This window comes from Rosettibacter primus, from assembly GCF_036860675.1.
Lineage (GTDB): Bacteria > Bacteroidota > Ignavibacteria > Ignavibacteriales > Melioribacteraceae > Rosettibacter > Rosettibacter primus.
In genome coordinates, this window is record NZ_JAYKGK010000007.1 from 77,082 (window position 1) to 100,321 (window position 23,240).

17 protein-coding genes are annotated in these 23,240 nt (G+C 31.4%); 9 read left to right on the forward strand and 8 right to left on the reverse strand.

From position 1 onward, the window contains the following. From VJY32_RS10045 to VJY32_RS10075, 7 genes are all read right to left on the reverse strand, one after another. Entirely contained in the window at nt 1-1,227 is a 1,227-nt protein-coding gene (locus tag VJY32_RS10045; RefSeq protein WP_353677778.1) for a type IV pilus twitching motility protein PilT, read from the reverse strand. A 171-nt stretch (nt 1,228-1,398) separates the two neighbouring features. Continuing rightward, complete coding sequence (locus tag VJY32_RS10050; RefSeq protein WP_353677779.1) at nt 1,399-3,183, reverse strand: GspE/PulE family protein; 1,785 nt, start codon at nt 3,181-3,183, stop codon at nt 1,399-1,401. 70 nt (nt 3,184-3,253) lie between these two features. Beyond that, nucleotides 3,254-4,597: a type II secretion system F family protein gene (locus VJY32_RS10055; RefSeq protein WP_353677780.1), complete on the reverse strand. Its 1,344-nt coding sequence runs from the start codon at nt 4,595-4,597 to the stop codon at nt 3,254-3,256. 336 nt (nt 4,598-4,933) lie between these two features. Then, complete coding sequence (locus tag VJY32_RS10060) at nt 4,934-5,332, reverse strand: hypothetical protein (protein WP_353677781.1); 399 nt, start codon at nt 5,330-5,332, stop codon at nt 4,934-4,936. A 156-nt stretch (nt 5,333-5,488) separates the two neighbouring features. Further along, a complete protein-coding gene (locus VJY32_RS10065) occupies nt 5,489-5,872 on the reverse strand; it encodes a hypothetical protein (protein WP_353677782.1) in 384 nt (127 codons plus the stop codon). A gap of 258 nt (nt 5,873-6,130) precedes the next feature. Next, a complete protein-coding gene (locus tag VJY32_RS10070; protein WP_353677783.1) occupies nt 6,131-6,493 on the reverse strand; it encodes a response regulator in 363 nt (120 codons plus the stop codon). 2 nt (nt 6,494-6,495) lie between these two features. After that, nucleotides 6,496-9,714: a ligand-binding sensor domain-containing protein gene (locus VJY32_RS10075; protein ID WP_353677784.1), complete on the reverse strand. Its 3,219-nt coding sequence runs from the start codon at nt 9,712-9,714 to the stop codon at nt 6,496-6,498. Between the two features lie 239 nt (nt 9,715-9,953). Between VJY32_RS10075 and argC the strand changes: the two genes are divergently transcribed. The 6 genes from argC to argH are packed head-to-tail and all read left to right on the forward strand — an operon-like array spanning nt 9,954 to nt 16,116. Continuing rightward, nucleotides 9,954-11,000: an N-acetyl-gamma-glutamyl-phosphate reductase gene (gene argC, locus VJY32_RS10080; RefSeq protein ID WP_353677785.1), complete on the forward strand. Its 1,047-nt coding sequence runs from the start codon at nt 9,954-9,956 to the stop codon at nt 10,998-11,000. After that, nucleotides 10,967-12,190, forward strand: coding sequence for a bifunctional glutamate N-acetyltransferase/amino-acid acetyltransferase ArgJ (gene argJ / locus VJY32_RS10085; RefSeq protein WP_353677786.1), 1,224 nt, complete (start codon nt 10,967-10,969; stop codon nt 12,188-12,190). The genes argC and argJ overlap by 34 nt, the downstream gene beginning before the upstream one ends. Beyond that, nucleotides 12,187-13,035: an acetylglutamate kinase gene (gene argB / locus VJY32_RS10090; RefSeq protein ID WP_353677787.1), complete on the forward strand. Its 849-nt coding sequence runs from the start codon at nt 12,187-12,189 to the stop codon at nt 13,033-13,035. Before argJ ends, argB begins: the two co-directional genes overlap by 4 nt. 20 nt (nt 13,036-13,055) lie before the next feature. Then, nucleotides 13,056-13,517 (forward strand): arginine repressor, encoded by a 462-nt coding sequence (gene argR, locus VJY32_RS10095; protein ID WP_353677788.1) that lies wholly within the window; start codon nt 13,056-13,058, stop codon nt 13,515-13,517. Nucleotide 13,518: 1 nt separating this feature from the next. Next, nucleotides 13,519-14,745 carry an argininosuccinate synthase gene (locus VJY32_RS10100; RefSeq protein ID WP_353677789.1) on the forward strand — a complete coding sequence of 409 codons (1,227 nt, stop codon included), beginning with the start codon at nt 13,519-13,521 and terminating at the stop codon, nt 14,743-14,745. Then, nucleotides 14,746-16,116 carry an argininosuccinate lyase gene (gene argH, locus VJY32_RS10105; RefSeq protein ID WP_434968537.1) on the forward strand — a complete coding sequence of 457 codons (1,371 nt, stop codon included), beginning with the start codon at nt 14,746-14,748 and terminating at the stop codon, nt 16,114-16,116. It abuts the gene before it with no gap. A 96-nt stretch (nt 16,117-16,212) separates the two neighbouring features. On the opposite strand, the gene VJY32_RS10110 is transcribed toward argH, so the two are convergent. Beyond that, nucleotides 16,213-17,535 (reverse strand): TrpB-like pyridoxal phosphate-dependent enzyme, encoded by a 1,323-nt coding sequence (locus VJY32_RS10110; protein WP_353677791.1) that lies wholly within the window; start codon nt 17,533-17,535, stop codon nt 16,213-16,215. 380 nt (nt 17,536-17,915) lie between these two features. Here VJY32_RS10110 and VJY32_RS10115 point away from each other — a divergent pair, with 380 nt between their 5' ends. From VJY32_RS10115 to VJY32_RS10125, 3 genes are all read left to right on the forward strand, one after another. Beyond that, complete coding sequence (locus tag VJY32_RS10115; protein WP_353677792.1) at nt 17,916-19,214, forward strand: DNA methyltransferase; 1,299 nt, start codon at nt 17,916-17,918, stop codon at nt 19,212-19,214. 1 nt (nt 19,215) lies between these two features. Beyond that, a complete protein-coding gene (locus VJY32_RS10120; RefSeq protein ID WP_353677793.1) occupies nt 19,216-19,788 on the forward strand; it encodes an MvaI/BcnI family restriction endonuclease in 573 nt (190 codons plus the stop codon). A 385-nt stretch (nt 19,789-20,173) separates the two neighbouring features. Then, the gene (locus VJY32_RS10125; protein WP_353677794.1) at nt 20,174-23,167 is read left to right on the forward strand and encodes a TonB-dependent receptor; all 2,994 of its coding nucleotides are present in this window, start codon (nt 20,174-20,176) and stop codon (nt 23,165-23,167) included. Nucleotides 23,168-23,240: the final 73 nt, after the last annotated feature.

A 23,240-nucleotide genomic window follows, 5' to 3' on the forward strand; every position in this document is an offset into this window, starting at 1 on the left:
TTACACGGCTTTTAGTAGTTGCATAATACGTGTTTTATTATTTGCATAAGCAATAGCATTCTCCTTTGAAATTTTTCTTTCAGTATAAAGACGCAGCAAATCCTGTTCCATAGTAATCATTCCTTGTGGGCCACCCTGATTAATCATCATATAAATTTCGCTTGTATTGTTATTTTTTATTGCTGCTCTAACACTTGGAGTTACAATCAGCACTTCTTTTGCAAGAACTCGTTTGCCGTCTAGACTTGGAACTAATTTTTGAGATACAACAGAAATTAGAACATCAGCTAATCGGTTTCTAACTCTTTCCTGTTCAACAGGGTGAACTTCTGCAATTATGCGGTCAATAGATTCAACTGCAGATGATGTGTGTAATGTAGAAAATACCTTATGACCTGTATCAGTTACCTCCAGAGCAGCCATTATTGTATCCGGGTCTCTCATTTCTCCAATTACAATTATATCTGGGTCCTGTCTTAATGATTGAATTACACCATCTTTGAAGGATAAAACATCTCTTCCAACTTCTCTATGTTTTATAATTGAAACTTTTGAAGTATGAACATATTCAACTGGTGATGCAATTATAACTATATGGCATGGGTCAAATTGATTATGGTAATCAATAATTGCATCAAGAGTTGTCGATTTACCTGAACCAGTAATTCCAGTTACAAGCGATAAACCGAACTTTATATAATTGTGGCTCATTGTTTTTATTGCAAGGGGATGGAATTCAAGTGATTCAATCGGACGAATTTTAGCCTGAATTGCTCTCATATTTAGAGCTAAGGTATCAAGGTCGAAATATGCATCGGCACGAAAGCGAACATTTGTATTTTGTTTTGGATAGAAAAATGAATAACTGAAATCCAAATTTCTTTGTTCAAGTAAATAATTTCTCTGATTTTTATTAAGAAGAGAAATTATTAAGACAGCAGCTTCATCCGTATTCATTGTTGGTAAATCTTTAACCCGTTCTTTCTTTCCATAAATTCTAAACCAAACATAACCTTGAGTGCCGAATCCACCAATTTCAACATCGGATGCTTGACGTTCAATCATTAAACTCAAAATATGATTTGCAAATTGAATGATTTGGAGTTTTTCATTGTCGGTAAGCTGTTCAATATTATCAGCAATAAATTTTACTCGCTCTGGGCCAAAAACAGTAGGAGGAATTTTATTTGCAAACTTAGTCAATATTTGTTTTGCTTCTTCAATCATATTGATAAACGAGATTTTTCAAATTAGTTTTATTTTTTTATTTAACATAGTTTAATTGATTTTAAAATCAAAGAAATAAATTTATTTGTATTAAAAACAATAATTCCTTATAAATTTCCAATAACAATTTTATTATCGAGAATTAATGCCGAGTTTTTTATTGAAATATTATTAATCTTCCATAGTAGCAGCTATTACTTCCTGAATAGAAGTTAGACCCATTTTAACTTTTTCGAATCCAGATTCTCTTAAGCTAATGGTTCCATCCTTTCTTGCCTGTTCACGAATAGCTTCTTCGTCAACTTCATCACCTGAACGAACAATTATTCTTCTTATTTCTTTTGTAAAGTAGAGAGCTTCGTGTATTGCCATTCTTCCTTTATAACCGGTATTGTTACATTTATCGCAGCCCACTGCTTCATAAATATCATAACCATGCCAGTCCTCTAACTTAAGTCCTGCAGATAAAATATGTTCTTCCAGATTTGTTACTTTTCTTTTGCAGTGTTCACATAATTTTCTAATTAATCTTTGAGCTACAATAATATTAATTGCATAAGCAATTAAGAAAGGTTCAACGCCCATTTTATATAGGCGAGCAACAGCACTTGGTGCATCATTAGTGTGAAGTGTTGAAAATGTTAAGTGACCAGTGTTAGCAAGTTTAATTGCGGTTTCGGCTGTTTCTTTATCGCGCATTTCACCGACGAGGACAATGTCTGGGTCGTGTCGTAATATTGCTCTTATTGCCTGCTCAAAATTCATTTTATAACCAATTTTAAGCTGGCGTGCACCTTCAATAACATATTCTACAGGGTCTTCAATTGTTAGAACATTTTTAGATGGATGGATAACCTGATACAAAGCAGCAATTAAAGTAGTTGATTTACCACTTCCTGTAGGCCCGGTTAAAATTATCATCCCCTGAGGTTGATTGATTGCTTTTACAAAAGCTTGATGAGCGTAACCCGTAAGTCCAAGTTTGTTCAAATCTTTTATTACTTTTCTATCATCAAGAACTCTTATGACAATACTTTCAAATTTATTTTTTAATTCTGTTCCAACCATAGGTAAAACTGAAACTCTAAAGCGAATTATGTGTCCATCAATTTCCCTTTGAATAAAACCATCCTGAGCCTTTTCTCTTTCAAATCTATCCAGACCTTTTGAGCGGTCTTTAACAACTGCCATAACAGCTTCTGGCATTGTATTTTCCTGAACATGCCATAATTGCAGTTTACCATCTATTCTAAAGTGAATCTCAGTTTTCATTGCCCCTTTCGGAATTATATGAATATCACTTACACCTTTACGCACTGCTTCTACAAGAGCTGCTTCAATTAAGTTAATTAAAGCACTTTTATTTATTTCAGCATCTAATTCTTCTTCGTCAATTGTTTCTTCTTGAACAACATGAAGTTCTTCGCCGGCTTCTTCAATCATTTTTAAATAAACATTCTCGGAAGAAATTATCATGTTTATAAGTTTATCATAATCTTTTTTACGCAGATAGTTTATTTCATACTTTTTTGCATTTAATGCATACGCTACTTTTGCAATTGCTCTGTCTGTTGGGTCAACAGCAGCAAGTATTAATTTATCTTTTACTTTGTCATCATACTTAAATGGAATGATGCGATGTTCAAGAAGCATTTGTTTAACTTCTTGAGGCTGACGATTAATTAAATTTTTTATTTCATTGATTCTTTCTTCTGGTAGTTCTTCAGGACGAATATTTAGTTCTTTGAAAGCATAGAGAATTGCAACTTCACGGAATATAACATCGTGTTCAAAACCAAATTCTTCAACTAGTATTTGAGCAAGATTTCGTTTTTTATTTGTCTGGTCTGCCTCTTTTGCTTTTAATGCTTGTTCTAAAATTTTTGAATCAATTATTCCTTTTTTTAATAATAGGTAGCCAATTTTATCTGCCATTTCCAAGTGTGTATCCAACATAACTTTACTCCTTTTCTTTTAACTTGCATTTATGTCAATTTAAGTTTATGGCAACATAATTTAATAATTATCATTGTGCTAATGGTGATTTAGGACTTATAGTTGCAGTTTCTGCTGAAATTAAAGTTAATGCAATCATAACAATCATAATAATCATAGCTATTGCAAGTTGAACCATTTCAATCACATTTTTTAATCTAAATACAGTTTCACTTTCATAATAATTAGCAAGTTGAAGAGCAGTATTCTTAATTGTTCCAGTTTCTTCCCCTGAGTGAAATCTTGATAAAGCAGTATCTGTAAATACACCGCTTGCCTGAAAAGCTTCAGTAATTCCAATCCCTTTTTTAATCATTAATGGGATGGCAACATTTTTAATTTGATTTTCAAAATAACTATTGCCAGTAGCTTCGGCTGCAATTCTAATAGGTTCAATGCTTTCAGCAGAACCTGTATAGAGTGTATAAAATACACGGCAAAAAACTTCAATGTTTGTTTTGTGAATTAGATTTCCAATTATTGGAATTTTATACATAAGTCTATCAATTACCAATTTTCCTTTTTTGGTTTTAGCAAATTGAATTAAAAATATTGGAGGAATTATAATAGCTAATGATACCCAGAGAATATTTCCAATTAAGAAATCACTAATTTTTAGTGTGGCAGCAGTGAGCGGTGGTAAATCAATTTTAAATTTGATAAACAATTTAGCTGTTTCGGGAAATATATAACCAACATAAAATATTACAGCAAGAAACAATACGAACAAAGTAACTAATGGTGTAATTAAAGCACTTCTTAAATTCTTTTTAAATTCCTGCTGACGCTCGAGAAATTTTGCTGTTGCTTTGTAGATTTCTGCCATGTTACCACTTTTGGATGCTAGTCCAAGCATATATGCAGTAAATTTTCCAAATACAGATTGGTATCGAAGAAATGTAGCTTCGCTGTCAGCTCCTTTTTTGAGTTCGTTATTAATTTGTCTTAAAGTTTCACGCAATGTTTTGTTTTGAATATCATTTATCAGTAATGTTAGAATTTCGCTATAAGGAAGTTTTTGCTCGAGCAGTTCAGCACTAATTTTTACATAAGAAACAATGTCCTGCTGAGGCGGCTTTAAGTTGAACTCAAAATATTTTTTATTGACAGAAATAACTTCATAACCAAGTTTTCTAAGAGCATTTACAACTTCTTCTTTACTGAAAGCTCTTTGTTCGCCAATAATTGGTTTTTCGTTGCCGCGTCGTATCTTATAAATATATGTGCTTTTTTTCTGGATTGAATGGATTTTGAGGTTGTTTTTTTGAGCTAATTTGTAAATCTTCTTTTTAGCTTCGCTGAAAGTAGGTTCATTAAGCGTTCCAGTGATTGTTTGTCCGCCTGGTTTAATAGCATTAAATCTTACTTCAATCATTAAAACCCCTTATTAAAGTCATTTAATAAGTAACGCATATTAAATTTAAGAAAAATAAAAACAAAAGTAATTACTAATTAACTGTAGTCACTTATTTATTAGAATAAATTTCTAATGAGTTATTATTTATTTGATTATCGATAGTAAATTACAATAATTGAGCCATTTAGACATGATTAAAAAGCAGTTTTTCAATTATAGAATCTGAAAAATACTGTTAAACTATGTGTTAGTGTTATCTATTTTCTAAAGAGTTAATAAATTTATAGAAATAAAAAGGCTGGCAAATCAATGTTTTACCAGCCTTAATATTTTTTGTGTGTATGGAAGTATAAATTATTGTTGAACTTCGGTTATAGTAAAATTATTAGGTTTAACAACACATTGCAATTTAATTGGGTTACCTTGATCATTTTTTTCTGTACCAGTAGCTATAATTGTTACCTCATCTTGTGTAGCTGAACCCGTATCTATTGGTGCACCCATATTTGCTGTCTGCATTAAATTAGGATTAAGGACCCTGCTCCAACCTACAAAGGAATTACCTCCACCTCCCAATGCAGTTGGTTTACGGTAATATTGTTGTGCCATTGCAGCTAAATTTGTTAAATCTGCTGTTAGAGCGTCTCTGTTTGCTTGATAGCTGCTTGCCGTAAATACATTAATACCTACTACTACAGCAATACCGACGATTATAACGCCGAGAACGATAAGTAATAATTGTTGTTGACCCATAGTTAACTCCTTTTATTTTGTGAGTAAATATGTTAATTAATAAACAGTGAAACTGTATTTATTAAAGATATTTATCAATTTATATACCATCTAAAAATTATTTTTTAAGAGTCATTCTAATACAAATAAATCCTGCTGTACAATCATAAAAAGAACTTAATTAATAATTTCTACTCTATAAATGGTTGGCTTAACAACTATTTTCACTCTTATTGAGTCATCGTTTGTTACAATTTCGTTACCAACCCCCATAATTGTTAAGCTATCATCACTCACACTTTCACGTCTATAACTACCTGTAGCAGTTACTCTTAATTCGGGTGGAACATCCCATCCAATAAATGATCTTCCGCCTCCGCCAAGAGCTTTTGGACTCAAATAATATTTTTGTGCCATCGCTGCTAAATTTACAAGTTCATTTGTTACTATATTCCTTTTAGACTCAATTGCATTTGCTCTGAATAAATTAATCCCCATAAATATTGCTATGCCTACAATAACAATTCCAAGTAATATTAATAATAACTGTTGCTGTCCCACAATTTTACCAAATTTTGATTAAGTAAAATTTTCCAGTTCAATTACTTTAATATAGCTCTTAGAGAACTTACAAATATTGAACCAGTGGAATAAATTAACAAAACTGTTTTAATTTACTCTGGAATATAAGAAAGGAATAAAAGAAAGCAAATGATATTTGTTAATTAATAAGTTAAAAAGTCCAGGTGTTGTAAAAATTACATGTAAGAAAAGAAAGAATTTTCAAATTTTTGATGTGTAATTGAATCAAGAATCTCGTTATTTTAAAACATTTTCAATAACATTTTGTAATTCTTCGGGAGTAAAAGGTTTTTGAAGTATTATAAAACCATTTTCCTGGATTTCGTTTAATGTAGTATCATCAGAATATGCTGTAATAAAGATTGATGGAATAGAAAATTTGTTTTTTAATTCATGAGCCGTTTCCAGTCCATTCATTTTACCTTTTAGTTTTAAATCCATAAGTACTAAATCTGGTCTTGTTTCTTCTGCAAGTGCTAAAGCTTTTTCACCCGTAGAAGCAGTTCCTACAACTTCATAATTTAATGATGTTAATCTATATTTAATTTCTAATGCAACAATTGCTTCGTCTTCGACAATAAGAATTTTTCTTTTTTGCATTTTTATTTTATGTCCTCTATTACAATCTTAAATTCCGCCCCTTTTTCTGATTTAATTTCAATATTTCCATTAAGCTGGTTTACAATAGAACTTATTAATTTCATCCCCAGAGAATCTGATTTTTCGATTTCGAAATCTTTCGGCAGACCAACTCCATTATCTTTTATAATCATTAAGTATTTGTTAGAGTTAATCTTGTTGACTTTTATTTCTATTTTCAATTCATCATTATCCTTAATGAATGAATCGGGGAAAGCATATTTAAATGAATTTGTTACAGCTTCGTTAACAATCAATCCGCAGGATAAAGCAGTATCAAGACTTAAATTAATACCTTTTGCTTCTATAACTATAATAATGTTTTTGTCTTTTCTTACAAAAGATTTTTTTAGTTCGTCAACCAGACTTTTTATATAATCTTCAAAACTAATCATCGATAAATTTTCTGAGCGGTATAATTTCTCGTGAATTAAAGCCATACATTTAATTCTATCGCGACTCTCCTTGAACGCATTTATTACACTTTCATCCTTTAAATTAATTGATTGAAGAAATAACAAACTTGAAACTACCTGCAGGTTATTTTTGACACGATGATGAATTTCTTTAAGCAATATTTCTTTTTCCTGAAGTGATATTTTTACTTTTTCTTCGGCTTTAATTCTTTCTTCGATTTCATTGCTTAATTTTTTTATTGTTTCGTCAAGGTCTTTTGTTCGTTCTAAAATTTTCTCTTCAAGAATTTTATTTTGTTTCCGCACATTTCTTGTTCTAAAGTTTATATATAAAGCTACCATTAAGATTAATGCAGCTGCAGACAACAATTTAAACCATACTGTTTGATAAAAAGCAGGTAAAATTATAATAGTTAATGTTGCCTGTATTGCATCTCGGATGCCATCAATATTATATGCTTTAACAATAAACTTATATTCTCCCGGTGGTAAATTTGTATATGTAGCAGAATTTCTATTTCCAACATCGTTCCAGTTCATATCAAATCCCTCGAGCTTATATAAGTATCTGTTCTTTTTTACATTGTAAAAATCCAGCAGTGCAAATTCAATTGTAATAACATCGTTGCCCGGAGGGATTGTAATACTTTTTGCTTCAGTTATTGATTCTTTGAGAATGGAATTATTTTTTCCAATTGGAACAGACTTATTATATATCTTTAAATCAGTAAAAACTATTGGTGCATTGAGATATTGTTCTTTAATATTATCAGGATTAAAGTATAATAAACCGCCTCCGCAGGAAAAATAAAGATATCCATCTTTAGATTTAGCAGTAAAATTTTGAGAAAATTCCTGAGCTGGTAATCCATTTCTTTTTGTGTAGTTATAGAAAATTTTAGTTTTTCTATCAAATTTTGCTAAGCCTTTATCTGAAGTAACCCAGATGTTTCCATTGTTATCTTCGATTATTCCATTTATAATATTTCCAGGTAATCCATCTTTAGTTTTGTAAATTTTTGTTTTGTTGGTTTTATAATCATAAAAGCTTAATCCATCGCTAGTTCCGAACCATATTATTCCATCACTTGATTCAAAGATTGCAAATACTCTGTTTTCACTAATTTTTAATGACTCTGGAGATGACTTTGTAAAGTTTATAAATTTATTTGTCTTGGGATTGAGCATGCCGGCTCCACCTCCATCAGTCCCAACCCATATCATTCCTCTTGAATCCTCATAAACAACCCAAACTAAATCGTGAGGTAAACTATTGGGATTATCATTATCATGAAGATATCTATAAAATTTTTCTGTTTTCTTATCAAACTTATTTAGACCCCACCATGTAGCAAACCATAAATTGCCATGTTTATCTTCGCAAATGGAGGTAATCCCATTATTACTTATTGATGTATTGTCGTTAATATCATAAGTGTATAATTTGAATTTTTTGGTTCTGGGGTCATATCTATTTAATCCACTATAATTTGTGCCTATCCAGATATATCCATCACTACTTTCATAAACAGACATTATAAAATTATTACTAATGCTGTTGGTATTATCTGGATTATTTTGTAAATGAGTTATTCCTGATTTTTCTAATTTGTATAAGCCATCAAGTGAACCAAGCCAGATATCGTTATTTTTATTTATAAAAATAGATGTTAATCTATTGCTTATGTTGTTACTTATAAAATGAAAATTATTTTTTGGAAGAAAGGTTTTACTTACACCTCCTCCAGTTCCTACCCATATAATTCCTGTATTATCTTGTTCTAAAGAAAGTATATTATTGTCAATTATAGAATAAGTTTTATTGGGGTCATGTAAAATTCTAATAAAATTGTCGCTTAAAGGTAAATATTTATTTAATCCGTTCTTGGTGCCAATCCATATATTATTTTCTCTATCTTTGAAAATTGTATTAACATGGTCATCTGTAAGAGTTGATGAATTATTTTTAATGGATTTATAAAATTTTATTTTTTCATTCAATAAATTATATTTTGCAATGCCTTTATTAGTTAAGCCAATCCATAAGTTATTTGAATTATCAATTAGTAATGAAGAAACTATTCTATAATCAAAATATTTATAATCTGGCGGCTGAGCAAATATTTGTTTGATTACTTTTCCCTCTTTTGTCATGCAGGTTAATCCATTCCATGTTCCAAGCCATAGGTTACCTTTACGGTCTTCCTCAATACAAACAACACTATTTAATGAATCGGGATTAAGTCTATCACTTACTTTTTTGATAACAGTAAAATTATCTTTTTCTTTATTGTATTTGTTTAATCCATTAAGTGTCCCAACCCATATTGTGCCTTCTCTATCAATAAAGAGAGTGATTACATTATTACTGCTTATACTGTTTGGGTCATCAGGATTATTTTTGTATACAACAAATTCTTCGGTTTTTCTTTTATATTTGTTTAAGCCGTCAATTGTAGCAATCCATAGGTTTCCCTCTTTGTCTTCAACAATTGAAGAAATTGAGTGGTTGGAAATACTTGCAGGATTGTCTGGTTCTGGCAAAAATATCTTAAAATTATATCCATCATATCGGTTTAATCCATTATAAGTACCAAACCATATGAAACCTCTGCTGTCTTGAAAAATCTTTGTTACACCGTTCGTAGAAAGGCCGTCTTCAGCAGTTATATGAGAAAAATAAAATTCAGTGCTTTGAGATAACAGTTGTACTTTTATTGTCAATATTAGAATAATGATTAAAAGAGGCTGTTTTTTGTTAATCATTTTTTGATAAAATTTTCTTTTTACCAAAATAAGCATTTAAAGGTATAACTTAAATATTACCCCGAATTTTTTGTATTAGTATTAGCTATTTAATTTGTAACTAATATAATTAATCTTGTAATATTTTGTACTTGCCGAGGGATTTTACTAAAGCTAAAAATTTTTTAAGGCAATGAATAATTTGCATAATTATGCATAATTATGTATAATTATAATCATAAATTTAATAAATTATTCAAATGATAAATATCGGTATAGTTGGTGCTGCTGGATATTCTGGAGTAGAACTAATTAAGCTTCTTTTGAATCATCCAGAAGCAGAAATAAAAAAATTATATGGTCAATCCACCGCAGGTCTGCGAATTGATGAAGTGCATACTTGCTTAAGAAATTTAATTTCTCTGCAGATAGAAAATTTTTCCGAGGAATCATTGAATGAACTTGATGTAATTTTTGTTGCGCTTCCTTCGGGTCAGGCTTTTGAATTTGTGAAAGCAGCTTACAATAACAATGTGAAGGTTATCGATATTGGCGGAGACTTTAGATTAAAGAATATGGATGACTACAAAAAATATTATAAACATGAACACAAAGCACAGGAATTAATTGAAAATTCTGTTTATGGCTTAAGCGAATGGAACGAAAATGCAATTTCAAAAGCTAAGATTGTTTCTAATCCGGGCTGTTATCCAACAAGTATATTGCTGGCTCTTCTTCCTTTGCTTAAGAATGATTTAATAGATAATTCATTTGTTAGCATTGTATCTTACAGCGGAACTTCAGGAGCTGGTAAGTCGGCAGTGCAGAATATGATTTTTAGCGAAGTTAATGAAAATGTCAGAGCATACAAAGTTGGTAATCACCAGCATATTCCTGAAATAAAATATTATCTTGAATCTTTTGGGAATAAATCTGTGAATTTTTCTTTTGTGCCACATTTGCTTCCAGCAACACGTGGAATTTATACTACAATTAATGCTCAAATGAAAAAAGGTGTGGATGATAAACTAATTAAAGAAGTTTATTTAACAACATATTCTTCAAAGCCATTTATTAGATTTTTAGAAAATTCAATTCCTGAAATGAAAGATGTTGCATACACAAACTTTTGTGATATTGGATTTGTAATTAATGAAAACCATACAATAACAGTTTTTTCTACAATTGATAATTTGGTAAAAGGAGCCGCAGGCCAGGCGGTTCAAAACATGAATATTTTATTTGATTTACCACAAGAAACAGGATTGTTGAAATGGAACAAGAATATGAAGTTGCAATTGAAATGAAAATTGGAGTAACTGCACCTAAAGGATTTAAAGCAGCAGGAATTCATTGTGGAGTTAAGAGATTCAAAAAAGATTTAGCTCTTATTGTATCTGATGTTCCTGCAGTAGCAGCAGGTGTTTTTACTCAAAATAAAGTTCAGGCAGCGCCGGTTTTACTTTCTAAAAAATATCTTAATGAAAATGAAAAATTCCGCGCTATTATAATAAACAGTGGAAATGCTAATGCATGCACCGGTGAAAGAGGTTATAAAGATGCTGTTATGATGGCTGAAATTACTGCAAAAGAATTAAATATTCGTCCAGAAGAAGTTTTTGTTTCATCAACTGGTGTCATTGGCGAACCTCTTCCAATGGAAAAAATTTCTGCCGGTATAAAAAAAATTGTTCATTATTTAAGTGACGATGATAATAACACTGCAGCAGAAGCAATCTTAACAACAGATACTTTTATAAAAACTTTTTCAAGAAGTTTTGATATTAATGGTAATATTGTAACAATTGGCGGAATCGCAAAAGGCTCGGGAATGATTCATCCAAACATGGCAACCATGCTTGCTTTTATTACAACAGATGCAGCAATTGAAAAAAATGTATTTCAAACAATGTTAAAAGATATTACAGATAAAACTTTTAATAGAATTGTAGTTGATGGAGATACGAGTACAAATGATATGGTAATTGCTCTTGCAAATGGTATGTCGGGCATCAATACAATTACTGAAAATACAGAAGCATATGAAATTTTTTATGATAATCTTTTCGAAGTTTTGAAAAAATTATCAATTGATATTGTGAAAGATGGTGAAGGAGCGACAAAATTAGTTGAGATTAATGTAGAAGGAGCAAAGAATGATGAAGAAGCTCTGAAAGCTGCAAAGACAGTAGCCCTTTCACCACTTGTTAAAACTGCAATTCATGGTGAAGATGCAAACTGGGGAAGAATTATTGCTGCTGTTGGTTATTCAGGAATAGATTTTGACCCGGCGAAGTTTGAAATAATAATTAATGAAGTTCCTATTCTATTACAGAATTACTATGTCACACTTCCTGCAAAAGAAGCAAATAAAACTCTAAAACCAAAAGAAATTAACATTTTATTAAAATTAAACATTGGCAGCGGAAAAGCTACATGCTGGACATGCGATTTTTCAGAAGAGTATGTTAAAATTAATGGGAGTTACAGAACTTGACACAACCCAATTACAGAAAGGAAGATGTTCTTGTAGAAGCTCTGCCTTACATTCAGCAATTTGAAAATGCTGTCTTTGTAATTAAATATGGCGGAGCAGTAATGCATGATGAATCATTAAAACAAATGGTTGCTCAGGATGTAACACTTTTAAGAAAAATTGGGATTAATGTGGTTGTGGTTCATGGAGGAGGTAAAGAAATTACATCACTTTCAGAAAAGTTAAATCTAAAAACCACATTTGTTAACGGTCAACGATATACTGATGAACAAACCCGTGATGTTGTTCAAATGGTGCTTGCCGGATTAATAAATAAAGATATTGTAAGAAGAATTAATATCTACGGTGGAAGAGCAGTTGGAATAAGTGGAATTGATGCAGGTCTGGTTAATGTTAAAAAATATAACAAAGAGGATTTAGGTCTGGTCGGAGAAATTACAAATGTCAACGAAACATTTATTAGAAATTTATTGAAAGATGGATATCTTCCTGTTATTGCTCCAATTGGTGTCGACGAAGAAGGAACTATTTATAATGTTAATGCAGATATTGCTGCAGGTAATATAGCCGGCGCATTAAATGCAACTAAACTTGTTTATATGACAGATATCGAAGGAGTTAAAGCAGGTGATACATTGATTTCACATCTTACAAAAAGTGATGCTGAAAAATATATGAAAGATGGAACTATAAGTGGTGGTATGATTCCAAAAGTAAATTCTGCTTTGTCTGCTCTTGATGCCGGGGTCCAAAAAGTTCATATAATTGATGGAAGAATACAACATGCACTTTTGCTTGAAATATTTACTAAAGAAGGTGTAGGAACGGAGATAGTATCAGATTAAAATTTAATAAAAGGTGAATTATGAGCAGAAAACTTGAAGATATTCAAAAACGCCATGCATTGATTAAATCTTTGATTTCTTCTCAGAATATTTATAATCAAACACAACTTGTAAAAATTCTGAGACAAAAAGGAATCAAAGTTACACAGGCAACATTATCACGGGATTTAACCGACCTTGGTGTTGTAAGGGTTCCAACTTCCGAAGGTCTTGTCTATAGACTTGGCACCGAAGGTGGTGATGGTGCACTTAAATCCAGAATTGCAGAAGAAATAATTTCTATTGAATCTAATGAATGTGTTGTTCTTGTTAAAACATTTTTAGGAAGGGCTCAGGGCGTTGCAGTTTATATTGACAAACAAAATGAACCCGAAATTCTTGGCACAATAGCAGGTGATGATACAATTTTAGTAATTCCTAAGTCAATAAAAAATATTAAAAAAGTAATAGAACAATTAAAAATAATATTAGGGATAAAGTAATATGAGCAAGCAAAAAATAGTTGTAGCTTATTCGGGTGGACTTGATACATCTGTAATGGTTCACTGGCTTAAAAAAAATTATGATGCCGAAATAATTACATTTACAGGTAATCTTGGTCAATCAAAAGAATTAGAAGGACTTGAAGAAAAAGCTCTTAAGTCAGGAGCTTCTAAGGTATATATTGAAGATTTAACAAAAGAATTTGTTGAAGAATATGCATTCCCGGCATTAAAAGCTGGAGCTCTTTATGAAGGAGCTTATCCAATGGCTACTTCACTCGGTAGGCCGCTTTTAGCTAAAGCTCTTGTTGAAATAGCAAAGAAAGAAAATGCTGCTATGGTAGCACACGGCTGCACAGGCAAAGGAAATGACCAGGTTCGATTTGAAGTTTCAGTAGGTGCTCTAGCCCCCGATATTAAATGCATTGCACCACTAAGAACATGGGAATTTAAATCCAGAGAAGAGGAAATCGACTATGCAATTGCAAATAATATTCCTGTCGCTGCAACCAAAAGCAATCCATATTCTATTGATGATAATATCTGGGGAACAGCAATTGAATGCGGTGTTCTTGAAGACCCAATGGTAGAACCTCCAGAGGATGCATTTTTACATACAGTTTCACCAGAAAATGCACCTGATGAACCAGAGTTAGTTACAATTGAATTTGAAACAGGCATCCCAAAAAGTGTTAATGGAAAAGAACTTGATAGTGTTTCACTTGTCAAGTTATTAAATGAAATTGGTGGAAGAAATGCTATAGGAAGAATTGATATGATTGAAAATAGATTAGTTGGAATAAAATCAAGAGAAGTTTATGAAGCTCCAGCAGCAACAATTCTTCATTATGCACATAAAGAACTTGAGAGAATTACACTTGAAAAATCTGTAATGCACTATAAAACTTTAATCTCTCAGGAATATGCTAATTTAATTTACAATGGTCTCTGGTTTACACCATTAAGAGAAGCTCTTCAAGCTTTTGTAGATAAAACACAGGAGAAAGTAACAGGGCTTGTTAAACTAAAACTATACAAAGGCACAATCAGAATATCAGGAAGAACATCTCCTTATTCACTTTATGACCCTGCACTTGCTACATATACTGTTGAAGACCAGTTTGACCATTCAGCTTCGGAAGGATTTATAAAAATTTATGGATTGCCGTATAAAACTATTAACAGAGTTATGCAAAAAGTTGAAGCTGAAAATAAGTTATCGGTATGATTGATGGCTCTCTGGAACAGTAGATTTAAAAAACAGCTTGCAGAATCGGCTCTAAAATTTTCTTCATCAATTGATATTGATGGAAAATTATTCAATGAAGATATTGATGGAAGCATAGCTCATGTTAAAATGCTTTCAAAGCAAAAAATTATTTCTAAGACCGATGAAAAGAAAATCATAAATGCACTTGATGAAATAAGAAAAGAAATTATTAACGGCAAGCTAAAGCTGGATTGGAAAAAAGAAGATATTCATTCTGCGATTGAAGAAAGACTTGTTGAGAAAATCGGTGAAACTGGGAAGCGGCTTCACACTGCGAGAAGCCGCAATGACCAGATTGCTCTCGACGAAAGATTATACATGAGAAAAGAAATTCTTGATTTAGTGAAAGTTGTTCTGTCCCTACAGAAAGTATTATTAAAATTAGCAGAAGAACATAAATCAACTGTTATTCCAGGTTATACTCATCTTCAAAGAGCTCAGCCAATTTTATTTGCACATCATCTGCTGGCATATATTGAAATGTTCCAGAGAGATAAAGAACGACTTAATGATTTGTTAAAAAGAGTAAACAAATCACCGCTTGGGGCTGCTGCATTTGCAGGAACTTCAATTAATATTGATAGAAATTTTTCTGCAAAACTTTTGAAAATGGATGGAATAGTTGAAAACAGTATTGATGCTGTAAGCGACAGAGATACTTTAATTGAATTCATTTCTGCTTGTTCAATAATAATGATGCACTTGAGCAGATTGAGCGAAGAATTAATTTTATGGAGTTCGCAGGAGTTTTCTTTTGCATCTTTTGATGATGAATATGCAACGGGCAGCAGTCTAATGCCGCAGAAAAAAAATCCAGACTTTGCAGAATTAATACGCGGAAAAACAGGAAGAGTTTATGGCTCATTAATTGGTTTATTGACAATTATGAAAGCACTTCCGCTTGCTTATAATCGAGATATGCAGGAAGATAAATTTCATCTTTTTAATGCTGTAGAAACTACTAAAGATTGTTTGAAGATAATGTCAGAATTACTCACGCATACAAATTTTAATAAAAACAGATTTGATGAGGAATTAGTTGGAGATTTATCTTTAGCCACAGACCTTGTTGATTATTTAGTAAAAAAAGAGGTTCCATTTAGAAAAGCCCATCACATTGTTGGAAAAATTATTTCAAAATGTGTAGAAGAAAATATTAAGCTTCATCATTTATCTTTAAAAGATTATAAAAAAATCCATCCAAAGTTTGAAAATGATATTTATAATTTGTTCAATCCACGAACAAGTATTAATAACAAAAAATCTGCTGGAAGCACTTCCCCAAAAGAAATTGAAAAACAGATAAAGAATTGGAAAAAAGTATTGTAATTGATATGTCATTCCCATGAAAACAGGAATCTGTTTTTAACATTTTAGATTCTCATTTCACAGGAATGACATATTAAATAAACTAATTGAAATATTTTATTTATTATTATTCCCATTTTCAAGAAGGTTATCAAGATAAAGTTCATAAGCTCCCAAATCTAAAAATCCATTACCAGAAAGATTGAACAAAATTGTTTTTGCTTCTCCTGTTTCTTTACACTTTAATGCCTGTTCAATTGCTTCTTTTACAGCATGTGAACTTTCAGGAGCTGGAACAATCCCTTCACATTGAGCAAACAATTGTGCAGCTTTGAAAACTTCTTGTTGTTCATAAGCTTTAGCACTGATTGCACCAATATTATAAAGTAATGAAATTGAAGGAGCCATTCCGTGATAGCGTAAGCCACCAGCATGAATTTTAGGAGGAATAAAATCATGTCCAAGTGTGTACATTTTAATAAGCGGTGTTAATCCTGCTTCGTCACCAAAATCGTAATCAAATTTTCCTTTTGTAAGAGATGGACATGAAGCTGGTTCAACAGCAATTACTTCAAGATTCTTTTTCGAACCATTTAATTTATCGCGAAGAAATGGAAAAGCTATTCCTGCAAAATTACTTCCCCCGCCTACACATCCAATTACAATGTCAGGGTATTCGTCAATCATTTCCATTTGTATGCGTGCTTCTTCACCAATAATTGTTTGATGTAACAACACATGATTTAATACACTGCCGAGGCTGTAATTTGTATCATCTCTTTGAACTGCAACTTCAATTGCTTCGCTTATTGCAATACCAAGTGAACCTGGTGAATCCGGATCTTTTTCAAGAACTTTTCTTCCTGCATTTGTTAAGTCAGTTGGGCTTGCGTGCACAGTTGCGCCAAATAATCTCATAAAAGTTTTTCGATAAGGTTTTTGATTGTAGCTTACTTTAACCATGAATACTTCACATTCCAATCCAAAATGTTTACAAGCCATTGCAAGTGCACTCCCCCATTGACCTGCTCCAGTTTCAGTTACGAGTTTTTTGATACCTGCTTTTTTGTTGTAATATGCTTGTGCGTATGATGTGTTAGTTTTATGGCTTCCAGTTGGATTAGCACCTTCATATTTGAAATAAATTTTTGCTGGAGTTTTAAGTTCATTTTCTAAATTTGCAGCTCTGATTAAAGGGGTCGGGCGGCTTAATCGATATAAATCTCGTACTTCGTCGGGTATTTCAATAAATCTTTCCTGAGACACTTCTTGCAGAATTAAATCCATCGGGAAAATTGCAGAAAGTTCTTGTGGAGTTGCAGGTTGTTTTGTTGCAGGATTTAATGGCGGCTCCATTGGAACGGGTAAGTCAGCTAAAATATTGTAATAATGGGTTGGCATTTGGGATTGTTCAAGAAAAACAATTTTGTTTTCTGACATTTTTTAACCTCCTTGATTTTTATAACTTGTCAATTAATTTAAAAAATTTTAAAACAAAAAAGCCGTGAACGGTTCTACCATCCACGGCTCTTCTTCAAAAAATTTATAGTCCTAGGACGGTAGAGAAAAACTTCTCCACCACCAGTTATTTGCAATATTTATGTTCTTAAATTTCATGGTTCAAAAGTAATTTTTGAATTTTGTTTTGTCAAGAAAAAATTTATATAGCTGATTAATTTTATATTCCTATTAAGTGAATAAGAATAATTAGTATTTTGTTTTCATAAAATATAATCTTGATATTAAGTTTATCAAAATATTAGATTGTATTGTAGAAAATTTAGCATATGAAATTTTATAAATGATTAGGTTATTGTAAAATGATAGTATCTTGCTCTAAAATTGTTAGTGAGGTAGAAGCCAACTTAGATAGAAAAAATAAAATAATTGATGAAAGTTGGGACTTCAAAAAAGCAAATACAAAAGAATACACTCACTGCTTTCACGCATATCCGGCAATGATGATTCCTCAAGTAGCACGACGACTTATAGAAAATTTTGGCAAAAATGCTAAAGTTTTATTTGACCCTTACTGTGGGACGGGAACATCTTTGGTTGAAGCAAATCTTTTTGGTATCAATGCAATTGGTACTGATATTAATCCATTAGCAAGATTAATAGCAAAAACCAAAACAACTGTAATTAATATTAATGAATTAGACTCAATTATTAATGATTTCACTGATTATATTTTTTCTATTAATTTTGGTGCAGAAAGAGTTAAGTCCGTTATCATCCCTCAAGTTAAGAATATGGATTATTGGTTTTCAAAAAATGTTCAACTAAAATTAGGAATTATCCTTGGATTTATTGAGAATATAAGTGATGCAAAAATTCAAAACTTTTTCAAAGTTGCTTTTAGTGAAACAGTTCGAGAAACTTCATTTGTTAAACAAGGAGAATTTAAGTTAGTAAAAGACAAAAATCTAAAAGAAAATGATGATAAAGATGTTTTTGGGACAATGATTGCAAAACTTACAAGAAATAAAACAGGTCTTTTGGAGTTTATTAATGCACATAAAAACAACTCGTTTACAGAAGTTTACGATTTTAATACAGTTTATAAAATTCCAGAAGACATAATTAAATCTAACAGCATTGATATTATTGTTACATCACCGCCGTATGGAGATTCAAGGACAACAGTTGCATATGGGCAATATTCTCGTTTTTCAAATGAATGGCTTGGTTTTAACAAAGCAAATCAAATTGATAAAATGTTGATGGGCGGTGAGAAAAGAAAAAATGCTCATATTTTTAAGAGTGATATATTAAATGATGTAATTAATGAAATTCAGAAAAAAGATAAAGAGCGTGCAAGAGATGTAATTTCTTTTTATGAAGATTATGAAAAATCAATTAATAATATTTCTGCAACAGTAAAACCAAGTGGATTTGTTTGTTATGTTGTAGGCAATAGAACAGTAAAAGGTGTAAATATTCCTACCGATGAAATTACAGCAGAATTATTTGAATCAAATGGTTTTACTCACATCGAAACAATTGTTAGAAATATTCCCAATAAAAGAATGCCGTTAAAAAATAGTCCCACAAATATAATAGGCGAAACATCAACGACTATGAGAAATGAATTCATAGTAATATGTCAGAAAAATTAATATGCAGTTGAAAGAGTTAATCACACGTTTAGAAAATTTGAAACAAAAAGGATTTATAAAAGCTTTGAGAAAAGGTCCCACAGGGATAGGACATCTTCTCGAAAATGAGCTTGGACTTTCAGAAACAAACATAGCAGTTCCCGATATTGGAGGGAGACTTGAATTAAAAGCTACAAGAAGAACGGCAAATTCTTTAATTACTTTATTTACATTTAACAGAGGTGTATGGAAAATAAAACAGAAAGATTTAATTATTAAGTATGGATATAAAGATGAACAAAATAGACAAGCACTTTACAATATTGTAAATGTCAAAACACCAAATACTCAAGGATTTTATTTAATTCCAGACAAAGAAAAACATTTAATTATATTGAAAAATATAAATGAAAAAGAAAACATTGCAGAATGGAGTACTTATGTAATTGCAGGTAAATTCATGACAAAACTTGATAGATTGTTATTGATATTTGCTGATAGTAAATTTGAAAATGATTCAGAATACTTCCATTTTAATGAAGCATATTTACTTGAAAATCCGACACCAGAAAAATTTTTAGATGCATTTGAATGAAACGAGTTAATGGTTGATATACGAATGCATATCAAACAGTCTGGTGGAATTAGAAACCATGGGACAGGTTTTAGAATTTCAGAAAAAAATCTTGTTAGTTTATATTCGAAGATAAAAAAGTTGATGTAATATTTTAATAAAGCGAAAACCTTATCGAACTATTAATATAAATTTTTACCACAAATTTAGTCCCTTCTTTTTTTGTTAAAGTGGTTCCGAGAAAAATTTTCGAAAAATTTTGCTTGACAAGAAAATAATCTTATGTTATTTTGAAACGTTTTTATTAATACAATATCGGTTTATATTATACTGAATTTTTTCATTTGATTTATTTAAAACTACAATTTAGTTTGTAAACAATAATTTTATATGTGAGGGAGGTACCATGCAAAAAAAGATTTACATTTTTCTTCTCGTTATAATTATATCTTTCCCATTACAAACAATTTTTGCACAGGGGAGCGGAAGTGTTAGTGGGAGGATAGTTGATAAAGGAACTGGAGAACCATTAATTGGTGCTAATGTAATGATTGTTAATACCAGTCTTGGTGCAGCAACAGATTATGATGGCAAATTTACAATACATCATATACCAGTTGGAAAGAGAACTTTACAAATTTCATATATTGGTTATCAAACTGAAAAATTAGATATTGAAGTAACCACAAAACATCTCTCTTTGGGGGATGTACCACTTACTCCTACAACTTTTGAATTTGAGGTAGAAGTTACAGCACAGGCAAAGGGTCAACGAGAAGCAATTAATCAACAATTAACATCAAATACTATAAAAAATGTTGTTTCGGCGGAAAGAATTCGCGAACTACCCGATGAAAGTGCTGCTGCAGCTTTGAGCAGATTGCCTGGTATGTCTCTTATGGATGGAGATAAAATTGTTGTTAGAGGAATTCAAGCAAAACAAAATGTAATATTAATGAATGGAATTCAACTTCCTTCTACAAGTATGAATGACCGTTCTGTAAACCTTGGATTCATTTCTTCGAATATGTTATCTGGAATTGAAGTAATTAAAGTTCTTACACCTGATATGGATGCAAATGCTATTGGGGGTGTAGTAAACTTAAGAATTATGGAAGCCCCGGAAAATTTCCGTTTTGATGTTTTGTCTCAAGGAACTTATAACAGACAGGATAGAACTTACGATAATTATAAATTCTGGGTAAGTGCAAGTAATAGATTTTTGAATAATAAACTAGGTGTTTTTGTGCAGGGAAATGCGGACCGCACAAATGCAGGTAACGATTTCACAAATGCCGGATATCAAAAAGGGGTTGATAATTTAGGATATGGTTTTGCTGAATATAGAATGATTGATTTCGCTTTTCAAGATGAAGAAAATATAATAAGTAATATTGGCGGAAGCGTTATTCTTGATTATCAACTGCCAAATGGTAAAGTTGTTTTACAAAATACATTGGCTCATACTTTAAATGATATGGCCAGATATCGTACAGAATTCGATTTTGCTGAAAACAGTTTGTTCTTTACATTAAATAGAGATAAACACAATAAAGAACTCCTTATTAACGCCCTTCAGACAGAGTATAATTTGGGAAATATTAAAGCCGAATTGAGTCTATCACATTCCTATTCAGATAAAAATACTGATGTTAGATATGGTGACCCTGGGACGGAATTTGGTTTCCGCGAAAAATCTGGTCAACCTTTTGTGGATTATGTCGATGGAAATATGGTTTATGTTAATTACGTCAAAGCTAGAGATTATATGACTCCTGATGATGTTTATAAAATTAAACTTGACCCAGATGCCTGGAAGCGTAGTCCTATTTATGGATGGGCAGTCTTGCGTACAGAAGCTTTCAAACAAAATTTGTATACAGCGAAACTCGATTTTACTATTCCGATGAGTCTTGGCAAAATCCTTTCTGGAAAAATTAAACTTGGTGGTAAATATGATTATTCAAAAAGAAATAATAATACTGAAGTAAGCTATCACAGGGTTGGAGATCCCGACTTTTATAATAATGTGAGCAACTTTTTCTCTGATAAAGTCCTTAGTAATTCATCTCCCCTTATGTTTGATTATGTAAGGAATAACAATTATGATAGAGGCAATTATTTTCTTGATGGCACTTACAAATTCGATTATGTTATTGATAAGAGTATAATGGATTCTTTCCTGCCCAAATCTGCAAGCGGATGGTTAAAATCAAGACACAGAGCACAATCCGAACGAGACGATTTTGATGGAAAAGAAACATTTAAAGCTGCTTATCTTATGGGCGAATTTAATATTGGTAATAGATTTAACTTAATTCTTGGTGCAAGATATGAACATTTTAATATGAACTATAAAGCCAACTTTTTCTATGTAACTCACGTAGTTGATGGTGATGGTGTTCTCTTTGATACATTGAATACCTCTAATCGTAATGATGAAAACTTCTTCCCGAATTTGCAACTTAGATACAAAATTACTGATTGGGCAGATTTAAGAGCAGCTTACACAAAGTCAATTTCACGGCCAGATTATTTAGCTATATTGCCCAATATTTATTTTGAGCCAGGCGGTGGTGCTTCGGCTGGTAACCCAAATCTTAAACCTACTGTAACTACAAATTATGATTTGGCATTATATCTCTATAGTAACAAAATTGGACTCTTTACAGTAACTGGATTTTATAAAAAGCTGAAGGATGTATTTTTCAATACACAATTTTATTATCAAAATATAAAAGCATGGAACGTTTGGTTCCCGGATTCCGCACTCTGGAAAAATTTGAATGTTCAAGCACCTAACAGGTCTCAACTTGTTTCTTCTTATGTGAATAATCCAAACCCTGGCTATCTAAGAGGATTTGAAATTGAATGGCAAACAAACTTCTGGTATCTGCCAAAGCCATTTAACTCTCTGGTTTTAAATATTAATTATACAAGAACATGGTCTAAGATGGATTATCTGATTATAGAAAATATTGATTCTGTTGCTGGCAGCGGTATAAAACAGCGTCATTTTTATCTAACAAAATCAAGAATTTATTCAGGCAGATTACTCCATCAGGCAGACCATATTCTTAATATTGCTATCGGTGTTGATTACAAAGGTTTTTCAGGAAGAATATCTTATAATTTGAAAGATGCTGTAACATCTTATGTTGGTGTTAGACCCGAAGAAGATCAGCTGACAACTGCTATTCATAAATGGGATTTAACTTTGCAACAAAAACTTCCTATAGATGGATTAAGTATTGCATTTAATGGTATTAATTTATTCCGTAAACCAATAAAAACTTACAGAGATTTTCGCAGACCAAATACAACTGAAATTATATCGAATTTAGCTTCAACTACTTACAGTCCAACTTTTTATGAAATTTCTCTAAGATATAGTTTGTAAATAATTTATTATTAAATAATAAGCGGAGGAGGAATGCTATAAAATATTTGATCTAATTCTTACACTGTAACAA

Coding starts and splice junctions, on each gene's coding strand:
- VJY32_RS10045 (WP_353677778.1), bottom strand. CDS start 1,227: ATGATTGAAGAAGCAAAACAAATATTGACTAAGTTTGCAAATAAAATT.
- VJY32_RS10050 (WP_353677779.1), bottom strand. CDS start 3,183: ATGTTGGATACACACTTGGAAATGGCAGATAAAATTGGCTACCTATTA.
- VJY32_RS10055 (WP_353677780.1), bottom strand. CDS start 4,597: ATGATTGAAGTAAGATTTAATGCTATTAAACCAGGCGGACAAACAATC.
- VJY32_RS10060 (WP_353677781.1), bottom strand. CDS start 5,332: ATGGGTCAACAACAATTATTACTTATCGTTCTCGGCGTTATAATCGTC.
- VJY32_RS10070 (WP_353677783.1), bottom strand. CDS start 6,493: ATGCAAAAAAGAAAAATTCTTATTGTCGAAGACGAAGCAATTGTTGCA.
- VJY32_RS10075 (WP_353677784.1), bottom strand. CDS start 9,714: ATGATTAACAAAAAACAGCCTCTTTTAATCATTATTCTAATATTGACA.
- argC (WP_353677785.1), top strand. CDS start 9,954: ATGATAAATATCGGTATAGTTGGTGCTGCTGGATATTCTGGAGTAGAA.
- argJ (WP_353677786.1), top strand. CDS start 10,967: ATGGAACAAGAATATGAAGTTGCAATTGAAATGAAAATTGGAGTAACT.
- argR (WP_353677788.1), top strand. CDS start 13,056: ATGAGCAGAAAACTTGAAGATATTCAAAAACGCCATGCATTGATTAAA.
- VJY32_RS10100 (WP_353677789.1), top strand. CDS start 13,519: ATGAGCAAGCAAAAAATAGTTGTAGCTTATTCGGGTGGACTTGATACA.
- VJY32_RS10110 (WP_353677791.1), bottom strand. CDS start 17,535: ATGTCAGAAAACAAAATTGTTTTTCTTGAACAATCCCAAATGCCAACC.
- VJY32_RS10115 (WP_353677792.1), top strand. CDS start 17,916: ATGATAGTATCTTGCTCTAAAATTGTTAGTGAGGTAGAAGCCAACTTA.
- VJY32_RS10120 (WP_353677793.1), top strand. CDS start 19,216: ATGCAGTTGAAAGAGTTAATCACACGTTTAGAAAATTTGAAACAAAAA.
- VJY32_RS10125 (WP_353677794.1), top strand. CDS start 20,174: ATGCAAAAAAAGATTTACATTTTTCTTCTCGTTATAATTATATCTTTC.